At 44.5% G+C, this 16,455-nt stretch carries 13 protein-coding genes and 1 tRNA gene; 9 read left to right on the top strand and 5 right to left on the bottom strand.

The window, feature by feature from the left end; all coding sequences use genetic code 11:
* Positions 1-3: 3 nt before the first annotated feature.
* Genes trpD through HY035_00555 form a run of 4 tightly spaced genes read right to left on the bottom strand, consistent with a single transcriptional unit; the run spans position 4 to position 4,193 of the window.
* Positions 4-1,014: an anthranilate phosphoribosyltransferase gene (trpD, locus tag HY035_00570; GenBank protein ID MBI3376883.1), complete on the bottom strand. Its 1,011-nt coding sequence runs from the start codon at positions 1,012-1,014 to the stop codon at positions 4-6.
* Positions 1,015-1,071: 57 nt separating this feature from the next.
* Entirely contained in the window at positions 1,072-1,263 is a 192-nt protein-coding gene (locus HY035_00565) for a hypothetical protein (GenBank protein MBI3376882.1), read from the bottom strand.
* Position 1,264: 1 nt separating this feature from the next.
* Positions 1,265-2,953, bottom strand: coding sequence for a hypothetical protein (locus HY035_00560; GenBank protein ID MBI3376881.1), 1,689 nt, complete (start codon positions 2,951-2,953; stop codon positions 1,265-1,267).
* On the bottom strand, positions 2,940-4,193 hold the full coding sequence (locus tag HY035_00555; protein ID MBI3376880.1) for a HEAT repeat domain-containing protein: 1,254 nt from the start codon (positions 4,191-4,193) through the stop codon (positions 2,940-2,942). The genes HY035_00560 and HY035_00555 overlap by 14 nt, the downstream gene beginning before the upstream one ends.
* A gap of 207 nt (positions 4,194-4,400) precedes the next feature.
* On the opposite strand from HY035_00555, the gene rsxC reads away from it, so the two are divergent.
* From rsxC to HY035_00510, 9 genes are all read left to right on the top strand, one after another.
* A complete protein-coding gene (gene rsxC / locus HY035_00550; GenBank protein MBI3376879.1) occupies positions 4,401-5,708 on the top strand; it encodes an electron transport complex subunit RsxC in 1,308 nt (435 codons plus the stop codon).
* Between the two features lie 119 nt (positions 5,709-5,827).
* Positions 5,828-6,874, top strand: a complete 1,047-nt coding sequence (locus HY035_00545) for an RnfABCDGE type electron transport complex subunit D (GenBank protein ID MBI3376878.1) — start codon at positions 5,828-5,830, stop codon at positions 6,872-6,874.
* A 100-nt stretch (positions 6,875-6,974) separates the two neighbouring features.
* Positions 6,975-7,556 carry an FMN-binding protein gene (locus tag HY035_00540; protein ID MBI3376877.1) on the top strand — a complete coding sequence of 194 codons (582 nt, stop codon included), beginning with the start codon at positions 6,975-6,977 and terminating at the stop codon, positions 7,554-7,556.
* Positions 7,553-8,191, top strand: a complete 639-nt coding sequence (gene rsxE, locus HY035_00535) for an electron transport complex subunit RsxE (protein ID MBI3376876.1) — start codon at positions 7,553-7,555, stop codon at positions 8,189-8,191. Before HY035_00540 ends, rsxE begins: the two co-directional genes overlap by 4 nt.
* 9 nt (positions 8,192-8,200) lie before the next feature.
* A complete protein-coding gene (locus HY035_00530; GenBank protein MBI3376875.1) occupies positions 8,201-8,788 on the top strand; it encodes an RnfABCDGE type electron transport complex subunit A in 588 nt (195 codons plus the stop codon).
* Positions 8,789-8,874: 86 nt separating this feature from the next.
* A complete protein-coding gene (locus tag HY035_00525) occupies positions 8,875-10,053 on the top strand; it encodes a Fe-S cluster domain-containing protein (protein ID MBI3376874.1) in 1,179 nt (392 codons plus the stop codon).
* Positions 10,054-10,298: 245 nt separating this feature from the next.
* Positions 10,299-10,388, top strand: a tRNA-Ser gene (locus HY035_00520).
* 62 nt (positions 10,389-10,450) lie between these two features.
* A complete protein-coding gene (locus tag HY035_00515; GenBank protein ID MBI3376873.1) occupies positions 10,451-10,630 on the top strand; it encodes a hypothetical protein in 180 nt (59 codons plus the stop codon).
* Between the two features lie 8 nt (positions 10,631-10,638).
* Positions 10,639-12,042 carry an amidophosphoribosyltransferase gene (locus HY035_00510; GenBank protein MBI3376872.1) on the top strand — a complete coding sequence of 468 codons (1,404 nt, stop codon included), beginning with the start codon at positions 10,639-10,641 and terminating at the stop codon, positions 12,040-12,042.
* Here HY035_00510 and purL read toward each other — a convergent pair whose 3' ends face one another.
* Entirely contained in the window at positions 12,043-16,152 is a 4,110-nt protein-coding gene (gene purL / locus HY035_00505) for a phosphoribosylformylglycinamidine synthase (GenBank protein ID MBI3376871.1), read from the bottom strand. It abuts the gene before it with no gap.
* Between the last annotated feature and the right edge of the window lie 303 nt (positions 16,153-16,455).

Below are 16,455 nucleotides of genomic sequence, written 5' to 3'. Positions count from 1 at the left end.
CTTTTAAAGCGAATTCGTAACCTTTTTAATTTCTTCCAGTTTCTTCATAGCCTTTCCCGAATCAAGCGCCTCTGCCGCCATTTCCGCTCCGCTTCTGAAATCTTTTGCTTTCCCTGCAACAACAAGAGCGGCAGAGGAATTCATGAGAACCACATCGCGTTTGGGGCCCTTTTCTCCGTTGAGGATAGAGAGTGTTATGCGTGCATTAGCATCCTTGTCAGCTCCGACAAGGTCTTCGAGTTTGCCTCTTTTGATGCCAAAATCCTCCGGCGAGATAAAGAAGTTTTCAACCGTATTATTTGCATATCTTGAAACCCGCGTCCCGTCAGTCAGTGTTATTTCATCAAGCCCGTCTTCTCCATGCACAACCATTGCATCATAAGCGCCGAGATTGCCTAAAACATTGGCAAGCGGCTCTGTAAGTTTGCCCGCAAACACGCCGAGTATCTGCCTCTTTGCGCCGGCAGGATTTGTCAGCGGGCCGAGTATATTAAATATTGTCCTTAGCCCCAGCTCTCTTCTCGGGCCTATCGCATATTTCATTGCAGGATGAAACAGCGGCGCAAACAGAAACCCGAATCCTGTTTCAAATAGGCATTTTTCAACCTTTTCCGGTGGAAGGTCTATCTTAACGCCGAGCGCTTCGAGCACATCCGCGCTTCCGGACTGGCTTGAGACAGAACGGTTCCCATGCTTTGCAACAGGCACTCCGCACGCAGAGACGACTATTGCAGTTGTTGTTGAGATATTAAATGTATGCGCCATATCTCCGCCTGTGCCGCATGTGTCAAGCACGCCTTCAGGGGCTTTAATAGTCGTTGCCTTTTCGCGCATAATCCGAGCTGCGCCTGTTATCTCATCAACTGTCTCGCCCTTAATGCGCAGGGCAGTAAGGAAGGCGCCTATCTGGGCATCTGTTGCCTTCCCCTCCATAATCTCTCTCATGCACTCCGCCATCTCAGCCTCGGAGAGGTCTATGCTGCTTACAATAATATTAATCGCCTCTTTTATCATGTCGCTTTAAAATCTCCCACTTTTTTGCCATTCCGCATTGATGCGGAATCTATCATTTTATATTCTCTGGATTCCTGCTTCTTCTGTAAGTTCGTTATAGTTTGGCACTAATGGAACATAAGAAACACTGCCTTCCACAATAAACGGTATTTCTCTTATTCTCCATGCCTCTATTCCAAGTTCAACTACATCCTTTGGATAGGCTGAGAGGAAATTTTTAATCTGATTTATATAGTTCAATTGTTTCATTTTAATAACATCGCCATTCTAAAATTTGTTGGAAAGTAACGAATTTGCCAAACATACTTTCATAACCACCACAGAGTGAAAGATAATAACTCTCATCACATACCACTAAAGGTGGTGTCGTATAAGTTGGAGTAATACATTGTAGGGTTGTTGGGCAAGTGTGGTTTGGGGTGTCTGGGTATATACATATTGGATACCACCGTTCAAAATAAGAATATCTGCCTCTTATTTCTGATACATCTATATGGAATCTGGCGATGCACCTACACACCCCAATATCAGCTGTGCATTGGGTTTGGGTTTGACTCAACAGCACCCATTGTCCCCCATCCGCAACCCTTACATCCTGCGTTGCAGAAGTTCCACAAACTGCACAAGTTGCAGTAACAGCAAGTGAACCACAAGCTGTAGCGCCGGCAGTAAGCAATCCGGTTGAACTGATAGTCGCTCCTGTACCAGATACACTCCATTCAACGTTACTCGGACAACCGGTTGTAGTATATTGCTCGCTACTGTTTCTTGTTATTGTTTCAGTACCGGAGATGGTAAGGGGACCCGTGTTAATACTGAATTGATGTTGTGCAACTTCGGAAACATTTCCATCTTCATCTTCAACGCTGACATATAAAGTATGTTCGCCATCAGAAGGATATTGACCATTTGCAAGTTTCCCATCCCATGTTACTGAATAAGCGCCTTCCCAAGGCAAGTCTGTTCCAGAAAACAGATCAAAGGATTTTCCTGTGCCATATTCAGGGCTTATTATCGCCTCACTGTCTACCGTCATAAAAATTTTTACTGTTTTCTTACGGTTTTCAAGTATTTTGAAACTAATCTGGAAGTCAGACTGAGTATTGCAATTTGAAGAAGAGGTAATATCGAGATCCTTTACTAAAGGTGGACGTTTTTCTGAAAATTCTTTTAACTTTGCTTTAGTATCAATATATGCTAAATAAAGCTGCTCATAAGCAATAAAGGCGCTGTTTCCGTCTCCAGTGTACCAATCTTTCCCTTTATCATTCCCGGGGATTAGATCCTTTGGCCATTTTCCTTTACCATAAGTCCCCCAAGTTGATAGAAGATTGTAAGAGTTCGGCCCGTCTTTCTGAGAAGAATCGTTTACGTCGGCAGTAGTTTCATCGCCATCATCATCGTCCTCGTTGTCGGCAAGCCAATATTTCCAATAGCGGCCTTTATTATCATATCCGCCCCACGAAGATATTGTACCTGGAGAGTAAACGTGGTTCGAATCTGCAAAAGACTCCAGACTGTCAGTCCAATGGCCCCAGACCCAATGAGCACATTGTTTCTGATGGGCCGGAACAAACATATCCTGTCTGAGATGCAAATAATAGCCGAAATAATCATAAGCATTTCTGAAGTTTGAAGCCTTATAATTGTTCTTAGCCGTATCTTCCCAGTACTTATAAGGACCTTCCCAATACTCAATGCCCGTTCTTGGATCGGTATGCGATCCTTCGGTAGCGCTTCCCTCAACTACGCCGTTACCTCCATACATTCCTCTATACATATCAAGATCAGGATAATCATATATTCCCAAATCATTGATTGCATCGTTTGTAATGTGTCTGTGGTTTTCATCCCCTATGCTGTTCCATGCGTACACTGTAAAGGGGAAAATCAAAAAGAAAAGTATTAAGATTGTTTTTACAGTTTTATTTGTAGTCATACTTATCCCCTGACGATTCAATCTCTTTTATTAACTCATCCAATGAATATTCTAATAAATAGCCTCTTTCTTGTGCTCTTTTAAGTTCCCTATCTATTTTTCCTTTAAGATGTTCTTTACTGTGTTGTTTTTTTAACCGATTATATTGTTCTTCTCCTAGCTTTTGTCTGTCTTTTTCAAAAAACTCTAATGTAACTTTATCCCTTTTTATTATATTTTTAATATTCTGTTTAAATGAAAAATCTTCTGATTCAATCGTACTGTCCTTCTTATATTTATAAACCTTGCCTGTTATTTTCCATAAGGCCCGTGCCGCCTGATGGCGCATAGATCCATCTTTATGTTCAAGTAATTTTTCCAGCTTCGGAATTGCGCCTTTTTCTTTTAGGTTTCCTATTAGCTCTACAACGCTCCATAAAACACCTTTGTCCTCTTTATCTAAAAGTTCCATTGCAGTCGGAAGGTACTTTTCTTTATTGGCTTTTACTAATGCATAAAGCGTAGCGATACGTACGACATTGTCTTTATCTTTCAGCATCCTTTCAAAATCCGGATATGCTTCCTTAACATCCATTGCAGCAAGCGCTTGAACGGCCGCTAACCTTAAATCATTATCTTCTTCATGCAGCAGTGTCATCAGTGTGGGTATTGCATTCCTATCTCTCATTTTCCCTATAGCATAAGCTGCATTTTTACTTCTTCTGTCTTTTTCCGGCTGTTTCGGGAGAAGTCCTAACAAACTTTTTTCCTTCGCCAATTTAATAAGTTTAGGCAAGGCAGGTGCGCCTATCTTTGCCAAGGGGCTTTGTCCAAACTCCAATATCATGAGATCAGGATTTTCTAATAAAGGTTCAATAGCTCTTTCGTCACCAATTTCTCCTAACATCATGGCTGCTATCGCCTTCACTTTGTCGTCTTTATGCTTTAAGTTTTTAATTATTTTAGGGACCGCCTTTTTTTCTCTTATTTTCCCCAGAACTTCCATAGCAACACATTTATTCTCCACATCTTCGTCATCAAGCAAATCCATTAGCAACTGTATTTCTTTTGCTGTTTTTGGCGTAGTTTCTCTAAGCAGTTCTAAGTATTCTGACTTTTCCTCTTTATCCTTCGACCCTTTAAGCTCTCCTATCAACACGTTGAGGGATTTCCCACCCTGCTGTGCCTGAGTGTCAATCCCGCCTGCAAGTGCAAAAACCAAACCCAAAATCAAAATGCCTGAAAATTTTCTTTTAACCATTTTCCTTCTCCTATTTCTTGGGGGTTTATAAAATCAATCAATTTCACCGCCATTTTATCACAACTCTTGACATATTTCTATTTTTAATGTTATTAATTGTAGGCTTTTTGCCCCGCGGTAGCGCCAGTGATTAGTGCCAGTGTCAGTAATTTTTAAAACCGACACTCTACGCTGACACTAACTACTAAAATGTGGAGGAATTTCATGATGGCTCTTGCAACATTTAAAGGCGGCATACATCCGCCTGATAAGAAAGACATTGCAAAAGACAGTGCCATTAAAGAAGCAAAATCCCCGCAGAGAGTCGTCATTCCTTTAAGCCAGCACCTCGGAGCGCCGTGCAAACCCATAGTCAGCATCGGACAGGAAGTCAAAAAAGGCGAAGTCATCGGAGAGCCCGGAGGCTTTGTATCAGCGCCTGTCCACTCATCCGTTTCAGGAAAGGTGATTGCAATAGCGGAATTTCCGAATACAATGGGCAGGATGGTAAATTCCATAGTTATAGAGAATGACTGCAAAGAAGAATGGACTTCCCTTAAAGATAATCCTGATTACATCAAACTGTCTGCCGATGAACTGAAAGAAAAGGTAAAGGCTGCCGGAATTGTCGGCATGGGCGGCGCTGCTTTTCCGACGCTTGTTAAGCTCTCTCCTCCGAAAGAAAAACCGATTGATACAATAATTATTAACGGCGCTGAGTGCGAGCCCTATCTTACCGCTGATTACAGGCTGATGCTCGAAAAATCCAGCGATATAGTTGAAGGCCTGAAAATACTCATGCGCATCCTCGGAGTGAATAAAGGATTTATCGGGATTGAGAACAACAAACCCGATGCGATTGATAAGATGAAAGATGCGGCAAAGAATGAGCCGAACATTGAAGTCTGCGGGCTTGAAGTTAAGTATCCGCAGGGCGCTGAAAAAATGCTTATAAGCGCTCTCACCGGAAGAGAAGTTCCACCGAGAGGGCTTCCGATGGATGTCAGGGTTGTGGTGCAGAACGTGGGAACTGCGCTTGCTGTATATGAAGCGGCAAGATACGGCAAGCCTTTGATAGAAAGAGTCGTTACTGTAACAGGAGAAGGCATAAAAACCCCTGCGAATTTAATGGTAAAGATAGGCATGCTCATCTCTGATATTGTTGATCAGTGCGGCGGCTTTAAAGACAGCGCAGGCAAGGTAGTGTCTGGCGGCCCGATGATGGGCTTTGCCCTTTCAACGCTTGATGTGCCTGTGACAAAAGGCACCTCAGGAATACTTGTTATTCCTAAGGAAGGCGTTGTGCACACTGAAGAATTCGGGCCCTGCATAAGGTGCGGAAGGTGCATTGATATATGCCCTATGGGCCTTATGCCGTCAATGTTGAGCATCCTTTCTGAGAAGGGACATTACGAGGATGCAAAGGAATATAACCTTTTTGACTGTTTTGAATGCGGCTCATGCGCGTTTGTATGCCCTTCAAAAAGGCCGATTGTACAATTTATAAGACTGGCAAAGTCGCTGACAAAACCATGAAGATGGTTTAAAAAATAGTTGTCTGTTGTCATTCCTGCGAAAGCAGGAATCCAGAGAGGAAAAAACATAGATTCCGCATCAAGTGCGGAATGACAGAAATTAAGGTAATCGGAGATGCGATGGAACCTGTAAAGAAAGAACATGAACTGATAGTAACTGTAAGCCCTCATGTCAGGGATGAAGAGACTACAAGCCGCATCATGTGGACCGTGAACCTGTCTCTGCTTCCTGCATTCTTCATGGGTTTTTATTTCTTCGGCTTAAAGGCGCTCTTTATTACTGCCTTATGCATAATATCATCAGTCCTTTCAGAGTATTTCTTCCAGAAAGCCGTCAAAAAGAAACTGACTGTCAATGACGGAAGCGCATTTCTCACAGGGTTACTGCTCGGCATGAACCTTCCTTCGTCGCTGTGGTCGTTTAATCCGTTCACAATCCATGTCCCGATAATCGGTTCAGTTATTGCAGTGGTCATAACAAAACAATTTTTCGGAGGACTCGGATACAATATCTTTAACCCTGCGCTCATTGGCAGGGCTTTTCTTTTAATCTCATTCCCGAAGGCAATGACTATCTGGACAGAGCCCACAGCGGCATTTCTGGCTCTTGACGCAAAGACAACCGCAACTCCCCTCGGAATATTAAAGGAAGACGGGCTTGCAAAATTAATCGAGGCCTTCGGCGATAAGCTTAATCTTTACGCAGAACTTTTTAACGGGCACAGGGCAGGCTCCATCGGCGAGACATCAGTGCTGGCATTATTAATCGGCGCGGGATTCCTGCTTTACAAGAGATACATCACATGGCACATTCCTTTTTCATTCTTGGGGACAGTTGCCGTGCTTGCATGGATATTCGGAGGCAAAAGCCCTGAGACAGGAAAGATGCTCCTCTTCGCAGGCGACCCTTTGATACACCTTTTGAGCGGCGGCCTTATGCTCGGCGCATTCTTCATGGCAACCGACTATGTGACATGCCCCTCTGTAAGAAAGGGGCAGATAGTATTCGGAATAGGCTGCGGTGCGCTCACAATGCTCATAAGGATAAAAGGCGGCTATCCTGAAGGCGTTATGTTTGCAATCCTTCTTATGAACTGTTTTGCTCCTTTGATTGACAGGGCCATGAAATCCGATGTCTTCGGTGCGGTGAAGGAGAAAAAGAAATGAACCTTCAATGTCATTGCGAGGACGAAGCCCGTGGCAATCTAAGAGAGATTGCTTCGCTTTCAGCTCGCAATGACGGGAAGAGGCGATTTGAGGTGAAAGAATGAAGGAGATGCTTAAGATAACAGCCAGTCTGGTAATTATCTTTGTAGCTGCCGGGCTTGTAATGGCATTTGTCTTTGCCAAGACAGCGCCTATTGTGAAGATTAAGAAAGAGCAAGAAGAAACAGCAGCCAGGAAAAAGATGATGCCTGATGCGGATAATATAATTGAAACCGGGAAATGGGAGCCGTACGGGAAAAAAGGAAAATATTTTGAAGGTAAAAAGGGAGATGAGACAATAGGATACCTCATCTCCACATACGGCAAGGGATATTCAAGCTATATAAATATACTCGTGTCAGTCGGAAAAGATATGAAGGTCAAGGGAATCGGCATACTCGGACACGGAGAGACGCCGGGACTCGGCGATGAGATAGAGCAGGACTACTTCAAGAAACGCTTCGAGGGCAAATCTCTGGAACAGCTTGAAGTGGTTAAGGTGGAAGGCACAGACAAGATTCAGGCAATCTCAGGCGCAACAATTTCAAGCCGCGCAGTTACAAAAGGCGTTAAGGAAGCAGTAAAACTCCTGACTGAAAAATATTCGGCGCCCAAATCAGCAGCCGGTGAGGTGAAAAAATGAGCAACTCTGAAAACAAAATAAGCTATATCAGTTTAATCAAGAACGGAATCTTCTCCGAAAACCCGATATTCAGGGTTGCCCTGAGCCTCTGCCCTGCGGTTGCCGTCACAAGCGGAGTGAAAAACGGTTTTATGATGGGCCTTGCAGTGCTTTTCGTTCAGATAATGGTCAATGTCACTGTTTCCATAGTCAGGAAATTCATACATCCCAAGGTAAGAATCCCGTCCTACATGTTCATAATCGCCACCTGGGTTACCGTGACAGACCTCTCAATGGCTGCATTTGTTCGGGACATATATGCGCAGATGGGGCTTTACATAAAACTCATTGTAGCCTTTGCAATAATACTTTCCAGGGCAGAACTCTTTGCAAGCAAACAAAAGGTTACGCCTTCATTCTTTGACGGCCTTGGGAACGGAATAGGATTCCTCTTTGCGCTTGTCATCATCGGCTTTTTCAGAGAGCTCCTCGGCAAAGGTTCGCTCTGGGGTTACTCGATAGTTAACACAAAACCGTTGTTGATTATGATCCTGCCGACAGGCGGGTTTTTTGCAGTTGGAATTCTCATGGGGCTCTTTAACTGGATAGACACAAAATTCTTCGGAGGCGGCGGCGCTTCCGGGGGCGGACATTAGGAGGCAGAAATGGAATTCGGAAAACTCTTTGAACTATTTATATCAGCCGCCCTTATAAACAACTTTGTTTTTACGAGATACCTCGGCCTCTGCATCTTCTTCGGCGTTACAAAGAAGATGGATACATCGATCGGCATGAGCATTACATTTACATCCGTCATGGTCATAAGCGCTGCGCTCAACTGGATTATTTATAAGTTTATCATGATTCCATTGGGACTCGGATTCCTTGAGATAGTTATATTCATAGGCGTTGTTGCGGGATTTGTTCAGGCAGCAGACACCATAATGAAGAAAGTGTCGCCGGGACTGTATTACAAGCTCGGCATCTACCTTGCTTTGATAACGACAAACTGCATAATTCTTGCCGTGCCTTTGCTTAATGTCAGCGAAGGTTACAGTTTTATAGAGAGCATGTTTTTTGGCTTTGGCTCAGGCGTTGGGTTCAGCCTCGCAATGATAATAATGGCAAGCATAAGGGAAAAACTGGAGCTTGCAGATGTGCCAAAGGCATTTCAGGGACTGCCGATATCATTCATAATAACAGGCTTGATTGCGCTGGCTTTCATGGGCTTCTCTGGCCTGATTACGCTATAGCCGGAGCAGAAGAACAGAAGAGCAGTAGTGCAACAGTTTTTATTTTCTGTTGCTGCTGTTTGTAATAAAAGTTAGAGGAGTGACTTATGTTTAATGATTCCAAAATAAAAAAGATAACTATTATTGCTCTTTCATTCTACTGCTCTATTGCGCTTCTGCTCTTCTGCTCTATTGCTTTTGCCGGAGTCGGCGGTGAGATAGATGTCTCAGGCCCGATAAACATTAAGGAGCTTCTGATTTTTACATTCCTTTTCCTCGGCGGCCTTGGAATCGTATTCGGAGTGGGGCTTGCATTTGCGGCGGCAAAATTCGCCGTAAAAACTGACCCCAAGGTTGAACAGGTGAGGGATGTTCTTCCGGGCGCAAACTGCGGGGCCTGCGGATTTGCAGGGTGTCAGGGATATGCAGAGGCTGTTGTAATAAATCCTGATGTGGCGCCAAATCTCTGCGCTCCGGGCAAAGGCAGCGTTGCCTCAGCAGTTGCAAGGATAACAGGCAAGGCTGCATCTGCGTTAGAGCCTAACTTTGCAAGGATAATGTGTCAGGGCAGCTGGCCTAAGTCAGTCAAGAGATTCAGATACGAAGGCGTTCAGGATTGCAGGGCTGCGATACTTGCAGGAGGCGGTGACAAGGCATGCAGATACGGATGCCTCGGATACGGAACATGCGCAAGGGTATGCCCGTTCGGCGCAATAACAATGAACGATGACCATCTTCCTGTTGTTGATATAGTGAAATGCACAGGCTGCAGGAAATGCGAAGCAGCATGTCCGACAAAGGTCATAGAAGTCCTTCCTGCATCAAGGCAGGTCTTGGTTGCCTGCCATTCAAAAGACAAAGGCGGCGACACAAGAAAGAACTGTCAGGTCGGATGCATTGCATGCGGCATCTGCGTTAAGGTCTGCCCGTTTGATGCGCCTTCTGTTGAGAACAACCTTTCAAGGATTGACCTGAACAAGTGTAAGGTATGCGGCTTATGCGTTCCAAAATGCCCGACAAAGGCAATCAGAGATTACATCCCTCACAGGTCCAAGGCATTCATAATGGACAACTGCATCGGGTGCCACACATGTGCAAAGGTCTGCCCTGTTAATGCGCCTTCAGGCGAGCAGAAGAAAAAGCATTCAATTGATAAAGATAAATGTATCGGCTGCGGAATCTGCACGGCAAGGTGTCCTGTTCAGGCAATAGACGGGACATTCAATGCATCAGAAGTCTTTGCAGCAGCGGCAGAAAAGAAAAAGAAAAAGGCTGAAGCAGCGTAAGTAAAATATCCGATCTGTCATTCCCGCGAAAGCGGGAATCCAGTAATTAAAGGAACTGGATTCCGTGTCAAGCACGGAATGACGAGTAAATGTAAACTAATAATGCCCTCTTTTGAGGGCTTTTTATTTTAGTAGCGTTTAGAATGACTTGTCTTAAAAAAGGTATTTTTGATATTATTAACAATCAGGATTCTTAATTTTCAAATTTTAACTTTAAACTCTTAACTCTCAACTTGTTTTTAAATGGAGGGGTGGCCGAGCGGTTGAAGGCGACGGTCTTGAAAATCGTTGTAGGGGCAACTCTACCGTGAGTTCGAATCTCACCCCCTCCGCCAGTTAATTTTGCCCTTGTAATTCTCCGAAAATTTGTCTTATACTGCTTTTCATGAGAGAGCGTATGGATCATATTAAAAATATGGGGTGTGTCCCCAATTACTACACCCAGTCGGATATGTTTATGGCTCTTGTTGGCGCAATAACAGCATTAATCTTACTATCAAGAGTCCATGACAAAGCGCTATCTTCAGACCTTTCCGGCCCTTCGCATCTGACCACATCGCCGCATTATATATGCTAAAATAAGGAATGAAGTTCCACGATATACACGAGGAATGCGGAGTCTTCGGGGTTTACGGACATTCCGAGGCGTCCAACCTTGCATATCTCGGCTTATATGCGCTACAGCACAGGGGGCAGGAAGGCGCAGGCATCTGCTCTTCTGACGGCAGACATCTTCATCTTGAGAAATCAATGGGGCTTGTCGCCGACATCTTCAGCGAAAAGCGCCTGAAAAAACTTCCCGGCCATATCGCAATAGGTCATAACCGTTATTCAACAGCAGGAAGCAGTGTTCTTAAAAACGTCCAGCCGATACTGGCAAATTTTGCCCTGGGGCCATTGGCCATAGCTCACAACGGCAATCTTGTGAATGCCGGAGAGATAAGAGAAGAACTTGAAAAAGAAGGCGCAATATTCCAGTCAACATCCGACAGCGAGGTTATAGTGCACCTCATAGCGCATTCAAAAACTGGAGACTTTTACGAAAGGGTAATTGAGGCGTTAAGGCAGGTCAGCGGGGCCTTCAGCCTTCTGATACTGAGGGAAAGAGAACTGATCGCTGTGAGAGACCCGTATGGTGTAAGGCCCCTGAGCCTCGGACAGGTTGACGGCGCATACGTCGTAGCATCAGAGACATGCGCACTTGACCTTATCGGCGCAACATATATCCGCGATGTCGAGCCCGGAGAACTCCTTATCATCAATGAGAACGGTTTAAAGTCAATGAAGCCATTGACTGCTCTGAGACAGGCATCCTGCATATTTGAGTTTATATATTTTTCGCGCCCTGACAGCTATATCTTCGGCGGGAAAAATGTTAATGAGATGCGAAAGAAATTCGGAGCCCAGCTTGCGAGGGAATCAGGCGTTGACGCTGACCTTGTGATTGCAGTGCCTGATTCAGGCGTGCCTGCTGCAATAGGATTCGCAGAAGAAAGCAAACTTCCATTCGATTTCGGCCTCATAAGGAACCATTACATCGGCAGGACATTTATAGAGCCGAAACAGAGCATAAGGCATTTCGGCGTTAAGATAAAACTTAATCCCGTAAGACAGCTTCTTGAAGGCAAAAGGGTAATAGTGATAGATGACTCTATTGTCAGGGGCACAACAAGCAAAAAGATCGTTAAGATGCTGCGTGAGGGCGGAGGCGCAAAAGAGGTTCACATAAGGATAAGCTCTCCTCCTACTGTAGGGCCGTGTTTCTATGGCATTGACACACCTACAAGGCAGGAGCTTATTGCATCTTCACATAGTGTTGAAGAGATAAGAAAATTCATGACTGCCGACACACTTGCCTATCTGAGCCTTGAAGGACTGAAGAACATAGTCCCGGAATCACATAACTTCTGCACTGCATGTTTTGATGACAACTATCCGATAAGCTTTCCGGGCGAGCGCCTGGCGCAGATGGAGCTTTTTCTTAAGTAATTATTTTCCCTCGCACCACTGCCTTGCATTCTGAAATAACCTGAGCCACGGCGACGCCTTGAGTTCTTTTTTCCATTCTTCAGGCATCCACGCCCAGTTCCATTTGAGGAAGGTCCTTTCAGGATGAGGCATAATTGCAAGGTGTCTTCCGTCAGGAGTGCATAAAGCAGCGATTCCGTTTACAGAGCCGTTTGGATTAAACGGGTATGTGTTTGTAATATTCCCGCCATCATCAACATAGCGCACAGGCGCAAGGGAGTCTTTTTCTACTTTATTGAGAATGTCTTCTTTTGGGAAATAAGCCCTTCCCTCTCCATGTGCAACCCAGATTCCGAGAGTAGAGCCTTCCATTCCCTTAAGCATAATTGAAGGGCTTGGAAGTATCTTTACTGCTGAAAATCTCGACTCAAATCTTCCTGAGACATTATGGATAAACCTCGGCTGGTATTCGTCTTCAATCCCCTGCCACGGAATCCATCCAAGCAAGGCCGCAAGCTGGCAGCCATTGCATACGCTGAGGCTGAATGTGTCAGGCCTGTTGTAAAATTTCTGAAACTGTTCGTAAATCTCTTTATTGAACTTTATAACACCTGCCCATCCCTTTGCGGAATCAAGGACATCTGCATAGCTGAATCCGCCTACAAATGCTATGCCCCTGAAGCTGTCAAGATTCACCTTTCCTTCAAGGAAATCAGTCATTGTGGTATCCCACACATCAAACCCTGCCTGATAGAAAGCTGACGTCATCTCCCTGTCACTGTTGCTTCCTTCCTCACGGACTATTGCAACAGAGGGCTTTCCCGCCTTTTTTATAATCTCAGGAGAAGTCTGTTCAGGAATGAATGAAAGATTGAAACTGTATCCCTTCCTGTCAAAGATGACCTTTTTCTCCTCATCTGCACAGTCGTGATTCATCTGAAGCCTTTCCAATTGATAACTCGTCTCTTCCCATATCCCTCTGAGAATTCTCATGTCCTCGTCTAAAACAGTTTGGAGTTTGGAGTTTGGAGTTTGGAGTGATATTTTGATTCTTTTTTCGGCAGTGGTTTTACCAATAACCTGATACGGGATTTTCTGTTTCTTGAGTTCTGCTGTTATCTTTTTCTCATTCTTAGGGAGATATTCAATAACCAATCCTAACTCCTCGGAAAAAAGCATTGGTATAATTTCATCTTGAATCTTGAATCTTGAATCCTGCATCTTGAAGTTTATCTCCATTCCGCAATTCCCTGAAAATGCCATCTCAAGAATTGTTGTGATTAATCCTCCGTCGCTCCTGTCATGGCCTGAAAGTATCAGGTCTTTTGATATAAGTTCCTGAACTGCGTTAAATGCCCTCTTCAGTAATTTCGGATCATCAACGTCAGGCGATTCATTGCCAATCTGGTTATAAACCTGTGCAAGTGAAGTTCCGCCAAGCCTGTCTCTGTTGTTCCCGAGATCAATAAATAAAAGTTTGCTCTTCCCGGGCTGCTTGATATCAGGCGTAATAACTTTAGTGATGTCAGGGCATGTCGCATAGGCAGAGATTACGAGCGTGCCGGGTGATTTGACGGTCTCCGTCTTATCCTTTGAGGCTACCTTTGCAGCCATTGAAAGGCTGTCTTTTCCGCCGTCAATTGCAATGCCGAGTTCAAGCATTATCCCTCGCACTGCAACTGCCGCATCATAAAGCCTTGCGCCTTCGCCGTGAAGTTTTGCAGCCCACATCCAGTTGCCAGAGCATTTTATATCTTTAAGTTTGCTTATCTTTGCCCAGACAATATTCGTTAATGCCTCTCCGACAGAAAGCCGAGCAGTAGCAGATGGATTGATGAGGGTCTTTATAGGCTGCTCGCCTATGGAAATAGCTGCCCCTGTAAGCCCGAAATGACTCTGGGCAATTACCGCCGCATCAGATACTGTAAGATGCAAAGGCCCTGCGCACTGCTGCCTTGCAATGAGTCCTGTAACGCTTCTGTCAACCTTGTTTGTAAGGAATCTCTTTGAGCCGACAGAGACAAGCCTCAAAACCCTGTCCAGCGCATCCCTTACAGTAATGTCCTCGGGAAGTTTAAGAGGTTCAAGTTTCGGCTGAACCCTTTCAAGTTTGAATGTCTTCTGCGGCATGTCGCCGAGGATTTTTTCTAAATCGAGATTAACAGGCGCGCCTCCGTCATTTTCATCATGAAGCACAATATATCCGTCGCCTGTAATCTGTCCTATGAATGAGAATGGAACTTTTTCCCTCTTGCAGAGTTCTTCAAATATATCTGCCTTATCAGGTTTGATGAGAAGCGCATTCTGTTCCTGATACTCTGCGCCCCATATCTCAAGCACAGAGAGCGTGTTGTCTCCGATCTGAATCTTTCTTATCTCAATCTTTGCGCCCGCAGGATAGATTATCTCTTTTACGACATTGCAGTTTCCGCCTGCTCCCTGATCGTGGATGCTTATTATCGGATTATCACTGCCAAGCTCAACGCATGCCCTTATTACCCTGTTAAGTTTCTGCTCCATCTCTGCATCACCGCGCTGGACAGCATTGAAATCAAGCTCTGCAATATTTTCTCCCTGAATCATGCTTGAGGCAGCGCCTCCTCCCATTCCTATCCTGTATGCAGGGCCGCCTATCTTTGTGACGAGCATCCCCTTTTCAGGCTGCCCCTTTTCAATATGCCTTGCATCCATCTGGCCGATTCCGGCAGTGAACATGATGGGCTTAATCCATTCCCTTCTTTCGCCGTTAGCAAGCCTCATTCCGAATGACCGCGTAAAGCCCTGAATAACAGGCTCGCCGAATTTGTTGCCATAATCAGATGCGCCGTTGCTTGCCTCAATCTCTATCTGTAAAGGCGATGCGAGGTTGTTCGGATATTCAAATGATTCATCTTCCCATGGGAGTTTATATCCGGGAATTCTGAGATTTCCAACGCAGTATGCTGCTGTGCCTGCTATAACATGGGCGCCTTTTCCTGTTGCCTGAACATCTCTAATCCTTCCGCCTGTTCCTGTCTCAGCGCCGGGGAATGGCGCAACACCGCTTGGAAAGTTATGTGTCTCTGCCGTAAAGATTACGTGATATTTAAGGCTTGCCTCTTTGAATCTTGAATGCCTTCCGACATTTTGAGGGATAATCGTCTTAATCTCGTACCCCTTAATGCCGCTTGAATTATCCTTGAATGCAATCACACTGTTATTTGGATTTGTCTTTAATGGCTGTTTTATAATCTGCATCAGGTTTTCAGGAATTTCTTTCTCGTCTACTATTAATTTCCCCCTGAAAAACCAGTGCCGTGAATGTTCGCTGTTTGACTGGCTTAAATCAAAGCATTCAACATTTGTCGGATTGCGTTTCAGGTCTTTTACAAAGAGGTTGTAGTAATATTCTACGTCCCAGTCATCAAGTCCAAGGCCCATCTCAACGTTTATCTTTCTTAATGCAGATGTGCCTTCCTCAATTAAGGGCACTACATAAGCAGGCTCAGGCTTAATCCCAGTTTCAAATGTTTCCAGAGTCTTTGGATAAGGACATTCGGTCATACGGTCGTGAACTAAACTTAAAAAAGTATTTAGTTCGGAGTTTGGAGTTTGGAGTTCGGAGGTTGTTTTCTGACTCCCGACTCCTGACTCCTGACTCCTGACTAATTTGTATCTCCTCGACCTCTCTATTCTCGTAATCTTCTTTAATCCGCAGGCATGGCATACAGATACAGCATTCGTTGACCATGCTGTTGTGAAATTCATGCGGGGACCGACCTCTATAATCAAGGAATTGTCATTGCGAGTGGAGCGAAGCAATCTCGTTTTATCGCTCAGGGTAGGCTCCGGCGTGGCAATCTTGATGTTTTGAGATTGCTTCGTCGCTTTGCTCCTCGCAATGACATCTTCAGAGATGTAGGCTAAAAAGCTTCTATCCCCAAAATTCTCAGGCTCAAATGTCTCTTCCAAAAGCCATCTGAGGGTATTCAGTTCTTCACTTGTAAGCGGAGCAGTTGTCTCAATATTAAAGCAGTGCTCTGTCTCTATATCATTAATATCAGATGCAACGCACTGTCTGAGAATCGGAAGAAGGTTTTTCTTCTTTGTCTCAGAAAGCGCCGGTTTTCGGTAGAAGTGCAGCAAGCTCATAGTATTGAATTATAACATGGGATAAAAGGCTTTTTGGCTGCTTTTCAAACTCTGAAACTTTGATACTCTGACACTATGCTGCTTAAAGTCTTTTGCTCTATTGCACTTGTTTCCTGCTTGCCTTTTTTGAGGGGAGAGGGATAAGATAGGGGAAATTCAGAGATTTAAAAAATAAGGGGATGTGCCCCGGATTAATTTTTTAAAGCAAAAATTCCATACATTTTTCAACACGCTTTGATGATATGTTTACTTTAATTTTCTTCGAACAGAAAAATTTACACTACCTCCTTGATTTAAAACAGC

The organism is Nitrospirota bacterium (assembly GCA_016195565.1).
Lineage (GTDB): Bacteria > Nitrospirota > Thermodesulfovibrionia > Thermodesulfovibrionales > UBA1546 > UBA1546.
This window is presented reverse-complemented; position numbering and strand designations above follow the sequence as displayed.